The following is a 12,677-nucleotide window of genomic DNA, read 5'->3' on the forward strand; positions in this document are numbered from 1 at the left end:
TTTAGGCATTGTTTTGATTAACATTTTCAGCAATTGAACTTTCCTGTAAGGCAGCTTCCGCGATCACCGCATCCAGATAGTTCAGGATCATTTGCTGTTTATCTTTGGACAGATCTCTGGTCACTGGCATATGGTTTGGATCTTCGATCGGCAAGCCAAATACGAACCTGAGTATCTTTGCATTGGTATCCACCACGGTCTGATCCGCCAGGTTAAAAATCCCTTTTGACATCAATGGATAAAGGTTGGAATACTGCTGCATCACTGGTTTTACATCAGATTCCCAATCCGGATTCTGAATCGCTTCCGGACTTAGGCTATTAAACACCAACACACTGATGAAATTATTAGGATCTACTCCGGAAAGCGTATCTGGTGATACGATAGGTGGTTTATTCGGATCGATATCAGGGATCAATTTAAAATCAGTATTATCTTCTCCTTCCAGGTAATACCATAGCGCATATACTTGTCCGTCGATATACTTTCTTGGATTTGCCGGATCAGTAGCCGATAGCTTCATCACTACCTTTCCATTTTCATCGGTACTCATTTCCTGTGGAAAATCCAGGATCGCTGGTATAGCCGTAGGCGGATTTCCATTTCCCTGTCCCATGATGTTCATCAGGTTAGGTTGTACTTCACAATACACCGTTTTATTAGGCAATGCTTTTCCCAGATAAGTGGCATAGAAATCTACTGCAGCACTCTGGCTATCATTCATTCTAAAAACAAACTGATCAGCTCGCAGGTAGCTTGCTTTTTCCTTCAATATGCATGTAAAGCCCAAATTTTCCACCTTTGTACGAATCTCCAATGGAAATTTAAGTACTGAACTGAGTTGGTCATCCGTTAAAGAGATGGTCACCAATCCGCCGTTTTGTACATACCAATTTTCATCCTGATAAAGGATCTCTCCCAATGGTAATGATCGTCCATCTCCAAGATCTAGTCCCAATAACAGTCTCCTGCTTTCTGCAATCTTTCCATCCGGTGAAGTCGTAGTTAAACAATTTCCAAGATCGAGTACAATTTGTTTCGACTCCTCCAGCACCAATGCTGTAGCTACATAAAGTGCATTTTTCGGATCAGGAAGATACATCCCCTGATTACAAATCAGGTCTGGAACAAACTGACGACCCAAAGTAAAATGACTTGGTTCTTCCAGTTTAGATGGTCCTATACTTCCCACCACTCTACCTATCGTAAAATTGGCGTCCGTAACCGTTTGATTGAAAATATCCACGTTAAATTTCATGGACAACTGATCCGGGCTTTCTGCTTTCAATTCGTTCAGGTAACGGGAGTTTAATCCTCCTTCGGTCCAGTTTAAGCCAGTTAGGACCGACTGATAAGTGGCTGCCGCCCCCGGAGATCCTCCTGCGTTAACCGTTCTTTTCCACCAGATGTCATTGAAACCAACTGGTGTGAACTCGCCTTTCAGCAAGACATTACCTTCATTTCCAAGCCTCACTACCATGCCCCAGATTTGCGACACAGATTGTTGTTGCGGGTCCAGATCCACGATTTTCCCAGCTACGCGTGCATTGGCATCCATCACACTCATCCCAATAATAGGATCTACGGAAGGATCATTTGTACTGGTTCCATCTTTATAGGTAACCGTATTGATCACACAGTCGATCAATCGCCAGTTGCCGGTACCGTCGGGATTCCACCAGCCATTGGTTCCATGCTCGCCGTAATCCTGATAGCTTGCTTCGAATTTGGCATTGTTGTAGTGTTCTACATCGTTGTTAACGGTGGAAGGATCTGCCTGAAACTTCCCTGAAAAGGTTAACCTGGGTGTGTTTAAATAAGACATTATAAGGAGAGATTAGTTGCGTTAATTAAAAACAAACATCCTGAATGCTGCCTAAACCTATTGAGTTTAATAATTGACTCCTGCGTAAAAACGACTCAAAAAAGCGACAATTATATATTCAAAATTGGAAGAGCGCATCGAAACACGACATTCTGTTTACCCAAATTTGAACAATTGAACAGTTAATTTTACAGATAGAAATACCTGTATTCCTAAATGGATTAAAGTACCTGTTTTGTCGCAATTGCCCCCTTTAAATGTCTTCAATTCCCTACCACCAGGTATATAATGTTCTGTAACTTAGTATACATAAAACCGTAAAGCTTAACATTATGAAAAACTTCATTTATCCCTGTCTAACCATCAGAGGAAAAATTACCGAAGCGGCCGAATTTTATACACAGACATTCGGCGAAGGTAAAATTGGCGCATCCAATCAATGGGTTGTGGAAATTGAACTTAGCGGACAGAAATTCATGTTACTTACAGATGGTCCTGCTAACGATCCAAATCCTGCCATTTCTTTTATGGTGATGTGCGAATCCGCAGAAGAGACAGAAAAATATTGGAATAAATTACAGGATGGCGGAAAGGTGATGATGGCCTTAGATGCTTATCCCTGGAGCCCGAAATATGGCTGGATAGAAGACAAGTATGGTGTTTCCTGGCAATTGTATACCGGAACAAAAGAAGATACTTATCAGAAATTCTGTCCGACTTTAATGTTTACCGGTGATAAAGCCGGTCAGGCCGAAACAGCCCTTAAATTTTATACCTCGGTATTCCCGAATTCTGAAATTGAGGGGGTCTTAAAATATGCGGAAGGCGAAGGCGACCGTACCGATTTTGTGAAACACGCACAGTTTAAATTGAATGACACTGTACTGATGGCAATGGACAGTTCTGCCGATCATCGCTTTGGCTTTAATGATGGTATTTCTTTAATGGTGTCTTGCGACACGCAGGAAGAAATCGACAGCTACTGGACTCAATTAACTTCCAATGGTGGTTTTGAAGTGGCCTGTGGCTGGTTAACCGATCAATTTGGCATCAGCTGGCAGATCATTCCTAAATCCATCGGCAAGCTAATGAGCGATCCGGAACGCGGACCACAAAGAATGCAGGTCATGATGGGCATGAAAAAACTGATCATCAAAGAGCTGGAAGAAGCTTAAAAGAAAATGCCCTGAACCTCATTAAGAAGGACAGGGCATTTTCGTTTTCTTTCAATTTTTTCTTTCAATTTTCAAATCCGGTTTCGCGGATAAAGATGCACGCTAGCGCAGGTTTTTTCCGTTCTACCAGTTCAACACTATTCTTTGGCTTGTTCCGGGGCTTTTCCAATCAATTCCATGAACTGATCTAATTTAGGCGTAATGATGATTTCTGTACGTCTGTTTTTCGCTCTTCCCTCTGCGGTATCATTGCTGGCAATCGGGTTATACTCCCCTCTTCCTGCAGCAGTTAACCTTTTAGGAATCACTCCGTAGTTGTTCTGTAAAGACATCACCACAGAGGAAGCTCTCAAAGTACTTAAATCCCAGTTGTTGCGGATGTTGACTTGCGAAATCGGCACATTGTCCGTATTACCTTCGATCAACACATCATAACTTTGGTAATCTTTAATGATTTTTGCAATCTTACTTAAAGTAGCACCTGCCTGATCAGAAATTTCATAGCTTCCTGATTTGTACAACATTTGATCTGAAAGTGAGATGTAAACTACTCCTTTTAACACTTTAATATCCACATCACTCATTTCTTCTCTGCTCAATGAGCGGGTCAGATTGGTGGTCAATACCAGATTTAACGAGTCACTGGTATTCTTCGTGTTCACCAAATGCTGGATATATTTATTAGCTACATTAATTTCATCTACTAGCTTGGAGATATTTGTATTCCCCTGACTACTCGAATTCAAACATTTATTCAATGCGATTTGCAAAGCTTTCACATTTTCACGTTGTGCAGCGATCTGCTCTTCCAGACTTTTCACTCGGGTGCTGGAACTAGCCAGTTCCTGATTTGCAGCCTGATTTTTCTCCTGTAATTGCGTATAGCTGGATTGCAAATCTGCAAACTTCTTGTTGCTTACGCAGCCCTGGCCTAATAAAGCCACAGCGATCAATAGGGACGGTAAAATGGGTATTCTCATAATCTTATAAATCCGTTACATTACAATTAAATGTGCAAAGTACTGAAAGCACAACTACTGTACCACAAATCATTTCCAGGGAACATATTACTTAGGTTCTACAATCTATTTCTGTTCTACGAAAACCACTTCAGAAATCATGGCGTTACTACCAGACATGGACTCAATTTTGATGTTGACTTTCCCATCATTGGTATCTTCGCGCATCACGAAAAGCTTCAACCATTTCCCTTTTTTATCTAATGTACCCGTCATAAATTCTCTGCCATCAATCCAGATTTTAGCCGATCTCGATTCATTGTTCCAATCTTCAAAATGAAGGTACAATTCTCCAATAACCCCTTGCGGTGGATTAATCGTGATTTCCAGGTTTTTACCATACCAGGCTTGCTTAGGTTGGTCAGCACTGTCCTTCCAGTCCCAAATCCCCTCTTCACCAGTTAGTTTATACTTGGTATTACGTTTCAATACAGCTGCTTTATCTCCTGTTTTCACATAAAGTAATGCCGTTGAAAATTCTGCAGGAACTCCTGATGCTGCTTCCTTAATGAAAGGGAAACTCTTCTTCAACAGCTCGGCACCTACCTGTACCTGAGGATCAAATCCTTTAGAACCGATGTAATTCAGCAAACTGTATTTCAATTGTTTGGCTACCGGATTTTTTGGACGCTCAATATCATAGCCACAGATGAGCAATTTCCCATTTCCAACTTTACATTCCATAATTGCCCCTAGTTTTTCATTGATGTGAAAATCACTGATTGGCTGTACAATTGGCTCCAGATTTTTCGGCCAGTCTTTCATTTTGAAAGCTCTTCCTTTACTGATAGAATCCCATTGCCAATCGCTGAAAGATTCGGTTGGGAAATCTTTTAAAGCAGGATGCTGGTCATTGATTAAAGTACCAAGCGTAGTGTTTTCTTGTCCTGGGAAAAACACGTTAGACCAGAATAATGGTGTAAAAAACAATGGTCTGGATACTTCAGAATTCCCCAGTTTTGCTGCATAAAGCAATACCGTTTTACCATTTTTCAAAGCATCCATTGCATGTTGATCCAGCACATTGGTTTCTAGAATTTTAGACTCCGACTCAGTACCTTGTGATTTTTTGTTTTTTGTAGTTTTCTCCTTCAGGATTTTAGCATCTACAGATGGAGCAGCAAGGTCCATATTTGCGTATGCGGCGCTATTGTAAATCCAAAGGTCCCATTCATTCCGGTAACTGGTACCCGGCAGGGAAATCATCAATTTTGCTTTTGTTGCCTTATTTACTACGCTAAGGATCGCCTCGATTTGTCCGAAACTTTTCACTGTTCCTCTTTTGATCATTGCTCCGGCAATCTGGCCTGCGCCTAATACCTGCTGGTTTTCGCCAATGATTTTCCAGTCCAGTGTTGTATTCAGATCGCCACTGCCATAATTCGCGATTTCCAGATCCGCCTTAAACATCTCTGTATTTTCCCAGACAAATTTCTTGATCCTGGCCAGTGGTACTACATGGTTGTTATATTGCTTAAAATAACTAGTGTCTGTGGTGCCTTTATCATCATAAAAGGCATCCAGCCATCCTACCAACGCTTCTCCCTGTCCCTGGTAATCCTGCATGCTCAGCATCTGGAATCCTCCCGCAGATGGCGTACGGTAAAAGTTTTCAATTAAGCTCTTATACAAGAGTTTCTGAACTGCACCACTTGCCTGATGAAATGCCACATCCTTATTTTCCAAGCCATTTGCAATGGCTGATTCCCTGCAAACTTCCAGATTTCTTGCTTTTAAAACGCCTGTATATTTATCAATTTCCGACCATAAAGGATAAACTGGAAACTGCCCAACTTCATGCGCGAAAATCGGGATATTACTTTTCGAATAGTTCTTTTCCAGATCGTAATCACTTCTTCCACCCTGTAAGCCATAGGTACCGCCCACATTTGGAATATTGTGAGTTGCCGAATAATCGTCGACCGGCATAATCTTTCTGGCAGTAGATACCGCATATAACCTCCTATTGTCTTTTCCTTTCAATTTCTCTATCCATTTGGACATCTCATTGAAGTCGGAATTCCCCAACTCATTACCGATACACATCATCACAAATGAAGGGTGATTCCCATAGGCATCCAACATCCTTTGCAACTCTGCCTGGGTATACTGATCTGCAGAAGGGTTTTTACCTAAACCTTCAGGCAAGCCTTTGGTGATCATATCCGGTCTGTCTTTTGGTGGTGTAGTCATCCACCAATCAATCCAAATCGCTTCCGCTTGGATGTAAATACCCAATTTATCCGCAGCCTCGAAAGCCGCTTCCGGCGGGCACCAGGAATGAAAACGCACATGGTTTAAGCCATAAGATTTGTAAACTTTAAAGATCCGCTCCCATTCCGCGACATCGCAGGAAGGATATCCGGTAAGAGGAAAATGTACGCAGTCCAGGTTACCGCGCATAAATACCGGCGCATTATTGATCAGCACCTTAGATTTGCTATGACCGATGCTTCTAAAACCAAAATCTTCGGAAACATCATATCGGGTTTCTTTGTTCCCTCGATTTCCCTTGCTTTCCAGGCTTGCTGTAATCCGATATCGGTTAGGTGTAAACTCGTCCCATAATTTAATAGGAAAGTCCAGCTGCAGTACTTGACTCTGTTCCTTTGCGGGAGTCAAAATTTCCGTTTTGCTAAACACGCGTTTATTGTTTTGCAGGTCGATGATCTCGTAATTCACTTTCATCTTCTGCGGATTTTTCATACTCAACATCAGTTTCAATTGACGTTTTTCCGCATCCGGATAGATTTGCAGATTTTCAATAGCGGTCTTTGCCGATGCCTGTAGTTGAATTTTTCCTACTGCACCATTCCAAATACTTTGGGTGTATTCGGTATAAGCATGGCCTTTATCCCCGATATTATGAATCAGGTCGTTATTGATGCGGATACTCAACCTGTGTTTTCCTGGACTCAATTTACCCAAATTATGGAGATGAGGTACGCCAAGACCATCTTGTGTGGTCATTAACTTGCCGTCTACCCAAACTTTAGATTCCCACATCACCCTTTCCAGCAATAGCGAAATCTCTTTGCTTTTCCAGGTAGCTGGGATAATGATCGTTCTATTGTACCATGCTGGTCCGACATATTTATAGGCTCTTGACAAAATCCCATAATCAGCACCAGATGTTTTTGTTCCCTTTTTCGCCTGATCTGTGGTTCCTGGAAGCGCAATTGTTTCGTCTAATTCTTTATCAAACCATTTGTCTTTTTCACCCTGATTGGCATTGTCCAGTTTAAAGTTCCAGGTTCCGGCCAGTGATAAGTGATCCTGTCCAAAACCCTTCGTTACGAATAAGACCAGCAGTCCTATTAACGTTAAAAATCTAATATTCATTCCATTTTAAGTTTGTGTGTGTGCTGCTGATGGCATTTTCAATAGGTTTTAATTACCGGTTTTTTGTTCCAGTATCAGCACACACAAACTTAAATGAACCTGCGCAATCTTAAATGGATATAACCTTTATTTTAATGGACTATCTTACGATCAACAATGAATTCGAATTGCACAGTACCCTTCAGTGTTTTAGTCGCCCCCTCAATTCTTCCATCGGTAAATGGCGAAGCGTAAAAAGGTTCTGATCCCCGGTTACTATAATCGGCAATTAACAACTGAATACTTCCATCCTGCAACCAGCTCCTTGAGGATTGCCTTGCATTGGAGTTAACTTTCAAACCATCACCTGCTTTATCCAGCAATTCTGCGGTTAAAATATTCGCCTTAGTAGAGCGAAAATCATTGGATCCCATTTCATTGGCATCATCTTTCCATGCATTGGCTGGCACTTTCCCAAACTCCTCTACCCCCGGAAACCATTTCGCATTTAAGGAAGTCTTTCCTTCATTTCTACTGATGTCATTTTCGTTGTAAACCGTAAAATCCCCTTTTCTTTTCCATTTCAGCGTATCATAACTGGTCGGCAACTGAAACAACATTCCATATTGATAAGGGGCTATTTTAGCGCTTTCATCCATTTTAACTTCATAATCCAGCTGTATCTTTCCATCTTTTCTAAACAGGTAACGGATACTGCCACTGGCATTGGTATAAGTGGTATTCATGGTAAAAACCAAACCACTGTCTATCTTATTAATCTGAATATTTTTGACAAACAAAGTGTATAGCGGATAGTTTTTGATTGGATAAATATTGTTTTGATAAGTTTCTCCAGCTACATTAGGTTTCCCTCCATCCTCCGAATTCATCGGAACATAACAGAAAACCGGCCCTTGTTTCAGCACTTTCTTTCCATTGTTCTCTACCGAAGTCAATATTCCTGTAATTTTATCCAAACGATAGCTCAGTTCTCCCTGTTGAATCAGGTAGGCCGCCCCATTTTCTTCTACTCTCGGATCCGGGAGAGATTTGAAATCCGGTAATGCCTGAATGTTTGCCTGCATTTTCATTTCCGCCTGACCTTTCAATCCAGCTTTAGGACGAACTTTATTTTCATTCGCTATCAAAATCCTTTCTTCATTTACCACAAAACCTCTTGGATCCTTAAAAGAAATGAAAACTTCTTTTGTATTTCGCTGAACAGGAATACGAATCTCTCCATTGCTTCTCGCTGCAATATTTTCGCTTATTTTTACCATTTTACCATCTACCAGACAGTTGATTTCCAATTGATTTAAGTGATTAAAATCATAGCGATTTTCAACAGATAAGATCAACTTTCCATTTACAATCCTTGGAGATTCAGGGTTTTTAACCCGGATTGGCGAGTAGGCCTTTCTCATCCCCCAGTATTCAGGTTTCGGTCTTCTCCAGCCATCTAAAGGACCCCATGGTCCATAACCTACAATCCTGCCATCGGGCAAATGAAAAGTATCGTCAATTCCACTCCAAATGGCGCCTCCCAGATTACCTTTATGCTGATAAACTGAATCGTACATACTTACTAATGGCAATTGATAAGCGCTACGAACACCCGGATCCGTCAGCAATTCTCTGCGGTTATAGGTACTCAAATGCGCATACTCTCCGAATAAAGTTGGTCGCTTCATCGTATCTGTAGCAGCGGGACCATCAATTCCAGGATAATGATAATTGGCGATATCAGCCTTGCTTCCCAGGTTATTAAATCCTCCCCAACACTGGTCGTGAAAGGCGGTAGGTCTGCTCGGGTCAAATGCCTTCACGGCGTCCTGTACCTTTTGCCAAAGCGGAGACCAATTAGATTCATTGCCCAATGACCAGATAATTACCGAAGGATGGTTCATCGATGCCTGCATTTTCTCCAGGTTCGCATTCATCATCACCGGCAAATACTTTTCATCTTTATAGTCCCAGGTTTTCCAAATCGGCGAAGCATGATGATTGATCCAGGTTAAAGAAGACTCATTTTCTACAAAGAGCCCCAGTTCATCACAAGCTTCCAGGAACTCTTCCGAAGGCGGATAATGAGAAGTTCTGATAAAATTACAGTTAGCTTCCAGGAACAGTTTCGCATCTTCATATTCCAATGCTTTACTGATGCTTCTCCCGGTTAGGGGGTGTATCGAATGACGGTTTACACCGCGCAGTTTAACCGGCTTACCATTTACCAAAAGTTCATTCCCTCTCATTTCTATCTCCCGGAATCCTATCTTTTGTTGATGTGTCTGTGTCGTTTTCTGCTCCTGCAGCAGTTCCGTTTGAAGGCGATACAAATATGGGCGATCGGAGTTCCAATGTTCTGGATTTAACACCTTAAATGATTGCTTATCCAATAAAGCCTTTCCAGGTCCCGGTGTGTTTAGTTTTACTATTTTTTGAAGCACCGATTTCCCTTGCTGATCGTATAAAGTATAACGTAGAGAAAGCTCCCTTGCCTCTACTGGATTCCCCTGAGTAACGATCCACTCATTTACTACGCTTGTATTGATTTTAAGCATTGCATTTTTATACTGAGGATCGAAATCTGTTTCAATTTTCAGGTCAGCAATATTCAATTGAGGTAAAGCAAATAAAGTCACCTTGCGCAGAATTCCGCCAACAGTATGCGCGGCATATTGTGAGGTACAGGCCAAAATATCACTGATGGTCAATGCCGACACTGCGACTTCCAATACATTTTCTCCGGCTTTCAAATGATTGGTAATGTCTGCTTCAAAAGGAACAAAACTCCCTTCATGTTCTGCAACTTTCTCCTGATTTACCCGAACAACAGCATGGGAACTTACACCATCAAAGCGAAGTTTGACCCGCATATTTTTCCAATTCTCAGGAAGGGTTATTTTCTTAATATAGGTTCCGGTTTCTCCGGCATTCAGTTCAAAACCCTGCATTGCCCATTCTCCGGGAACCTGGATTTTACTACGTGTTTTCCCTTGTTTAAATTCCCAGGTTCCTTCTAAGGAAATCAGGAATTGGGAGCCGTTTTTATGGTCTTTTTTTGTGGTGTTTTCTGGTAAGGGCGACAATCTGGACTGCCCATGAACCTGCTGTGTTTGCATCCAGAGGAGAAAAACAAACAGCATTGCTAATTTGCGGTTAAAATTCAAAGTATTCATTTGTTGTGGTTTAACGCAAGGTAGATAAAGAATAAATTTTTCCGGCGGATGAAAGGCTTTTATTTGTAAAAATAATAAAGCAATAATGGACATTCTTATGGTATATCTTTATAAATTCATGCCCTCAAGCCTAAGCAAAAAGAATGAACCCATCCCCTCCTGTAATTAAGAAAAAAGAAGGATTTAATGGACAAAAAGCCATTGTGATTCCTAGAGGAATCCTCCATAAAGCTTCCAGTCAGCATCCAATTCTTGCGGGAATACAGCTTACTGATATCGGCTTTTATCCAAAGGCAAAGTTCCATTACCGGGAGCGCAATAAAGGGATTGACCAATATATCCTGCTTTACTGTGTTGGTGGAAAAGGCGAAGTGAGTATTGAAGAAAGCAGTTATCTGATTGGCACGGGCAGTTTTATTGTGATTCCTGCGGAAAAAGTACATTCTTATTCTTCTAATGAGCAACAACCATGGACAATTTACTGGGCTCATTTTAAAGGAGATCAGGTACCCTCTATTGTTTCATTATTATTGAAAAGGCAAAAAAGTTTGCAGGGAACAGTTCAGTATGATGAATCAAGAATCAAGCTTTTTGACGACATCTATCTAAATCTGGAGAGAGGATATAGTACTGATAACCTCTGTTATGCAAGTATGAGTTTCTGGCATTTTCTTTCTTCTTTTATTTTCGAAGAAAAATTCAATTACGCATTGAAGAAAAATGTATTAAATCCGGTGGAGATCTCTATAGATTACATGCAAAAAAACCTACATACCACCTTAACATTGGAAGGCATTGCGAATGCAGTAAATCTTTCTGCTTCTCATTTCTCGGCTATATTTAAGGAGCAAACCGGTCTGGCACCGATCAAATATTTCAACCAGCTTAAAGTACAAAAAGCTTGTCAGTATATACAATTGACCAGTTTACGCATCAAAGAAATTTCTGCAGCATTAGGAATTGATGATCCTTATTATTTCTCCAGAATGTTCAGCAAAATTATGGGCATATCACCACAAGACTACAAATTCAGAAAAGAAATTAAAAAGGATTCCAAACTTTAAATAATTTTCGTAACTTCCTGTAATTATTAGGGGATCAAATCATTACGCTTAAAAAAACATTCATTCCGGGCTATGGATAATATACTGATATACATTTCACATATCATCAGTTATATCAGTATAGGCATTATTTGTTATGGCGCGGCAATCGGGCTATACCATTTTATAAAGAACGAATGTAATCGTTTAGGCAAGGGCTTCTCCCTACAAAGAACCGTTCAGATTAAAATTGAAGTTGGCTATTATCTATTGTTGGGTCTGGAGTTTTTAATTGCTTCAGATATCATAGATACTATTCTTAATCCATCATTCCAGGACTTAGGAATATTGGCCGGCACGGTAGTCATCAGAACGGGTTTGTCTTACTTTTTAAACAAAGAAATTGACGATCTGAAGGCCAACAGAAAGGCTGAAGATCTAGCCATTAAGAAATAAAAAAGAATTACGAAAGACACCACCACTCCTATTTGGTTTAAGTAGAAAAATTTAATCTATTTTTAATATTAGGAATTAGTTTTTCCAGTATATTTAAGTATTAATTCCAACAGTCATGGATCAATCAGACAAAAAAGACACGCTACAAAGCAGTGCAGAAATCACCAAAAACCTTGCTGCTCACACCGCTGAGCTCAAAAAAAAGACTGAAATAGTGAACCATAGGCTGGACGAATTGAGAGCTGAAGCGGATAAGTTTCTGCACCCGGAAAAATCGTCGAACAAGAACAAGTAAGTATTGCAGATTTACTGATTTTTACGCTTGCTTTTTTATGATCTGTTGTCCACCTAGACAACACTCGCTTTCTTTTGAAAAACTCTTACGATTTATTGCATGATCTTCGCTTTTCCCTGCGGATGGCTCATCAATATTCCTTATCCCTAGTACCTTTCTTGCAGTCTCCTTTGAGCTATCCTCGGACATCCGATAAGGTAAGTCCTATGTGCTTCCGTACTCCCACTTATAATACTGGGGTTTTGCTTGTCTTTCTGTAGGAGGTTGATAGGGCCTAAGATAGCTTGTAGCCTTACCAAGCCATAAAATAATCAGGAGAATCTTTCTTGGTAACGTTAAAAATATGTGGCAACATATAAGTGTG

The 12,677-nt window shown here is 40.7% G+C and carries 8 protein-coding genes; 4 read left to right on the plus strand and 4 right to left on the minus strand.

From position 1 onward, the window contains the following. Position 1 precedes the first annotated feature (1 nt). Positions 2-1,825: a hypothetical protein gene (locus tag R2S10_RS07670; protein WP_316839860.1), complete on the minus strand. Its 1,824-nt coding sequence runs from the start codon at positions 1,823-1,825 to the stop codon at positions 2-4. Between the two features lie 332 nt (positions 1,826-2,157). Between R2S10_RS07670 and R2S10_RS07675 the strand changes: the two genes are divergently transcribed. Continuing rightward, positions 2,158-3,000, plus strand: coding sequence for a VOC family protein (locus R2S10_RS07675; protein WP_316839861.1), 843 nt, complete (start codon positions 2,158-2,160; stop codon positions 2,998-3,000). 137 nt (positions 3,001-3,137) lie between these two features. Here R2S10_RS07675 and R2S10_RS07680 read toward each other — a convergent pair whose 3' ends face one another. The 3 genes from R2S10_RS07680 to R2S10_RS07690 form a co-directional block, all read right to left on the minus strand. Further along, positions 3,138-3,980 carry an OmpA family protein gene (locus tag R2S10_RS07680; protein ID WP_316839862.1) on the minus strand — a complete coding sequence of 281 codons (843 nt, stop codon included), beginning with the start codon at positions 3,978-3,980 and terminating at the stop codon, positions 3,138-3,140. Between the two features lie 105 nt (positions 3,981-4,085). Continuing rightward, entirely contained in the window at positions 4,086-7,361 is a 3,276-nt protein-coding gene (locus R2S10_RS07685; RefSeq protein ID WP_316839863.1) for a sugar-binding domain-containing protein, read from the minus strand. A gap of 131 nt (positions 7,362-7,492) precedes the next feature. Further along, on the minus strand, positions 7,493-10,519 hold the full coding sequence (locus R2S10_RS07690; RefSeq protein ID WP_316839864.1) for a glycoside hydrolase family 2 TIM barrel-domain containing protein: 3,027 nt from the start codon (positions 10,517-10,519) through the stop codon (positions 7,493-7,495). Between the two features lie 143 nt (positions 10,520-10,662). Between R2S10_RS07690 and R2S10_RS07695 the strand changes: the two genes are divergently transcribed. From R2S10_RS07695 to R2S10_RS07705, 3 genes are all read left to right on the plus strand, one after another. Continuing rightward, positions 10,663-11,583 (plus strand): AraC family transcriptional regulator, encoded by a 921-nt coding sequence (locus tag R2S10_RS07695; RefSeq protein WP_316839865.1) that lies wholly within the window; start codon positions 10,663-10,665, stop codon positions 11,581-11,583. A gap of 72 nt (positions 11,584-11,655) precedes the next feature. Continuing rightward, the gene (locus R2S10_RS07700) at positions 11,656-12,018 is read left to right on the plus strand and encodes a DUF1622 domain-containing protein (protein ID WP_316839866.1); all 363 of its coding nucleotides are present in this window, start codon (positions 11,656-11,658) and stop codon (positions 12,016-12,018) included. A 115-nt stretch (positions 12,019-12,133) separates the two neighbouring features. Next, positions 12,134-12,313, plus strand: coding sequence for a hypothetical protein (locus R2S10_RS07705; RefSeq protein ID WP_316839867.1), 180 nt, complete (start codon positions 12,134-12,136; stop codon positions 12,311-12,313). The last annotated feature ends 364 nt before the right edge of the window (positions 12,314-12,677 follow it).

The sequence above is a fragment of the Pedobacter gandavensis genome, from assembly GCF_032678745.1.
Classification (GTDB): Bacteria; Bacteroidota; Bacteroidia; order Sphingobacteriales; family Sphingobacteriaceae; genus Pedobacter; species Pedobacter gandavensis_C.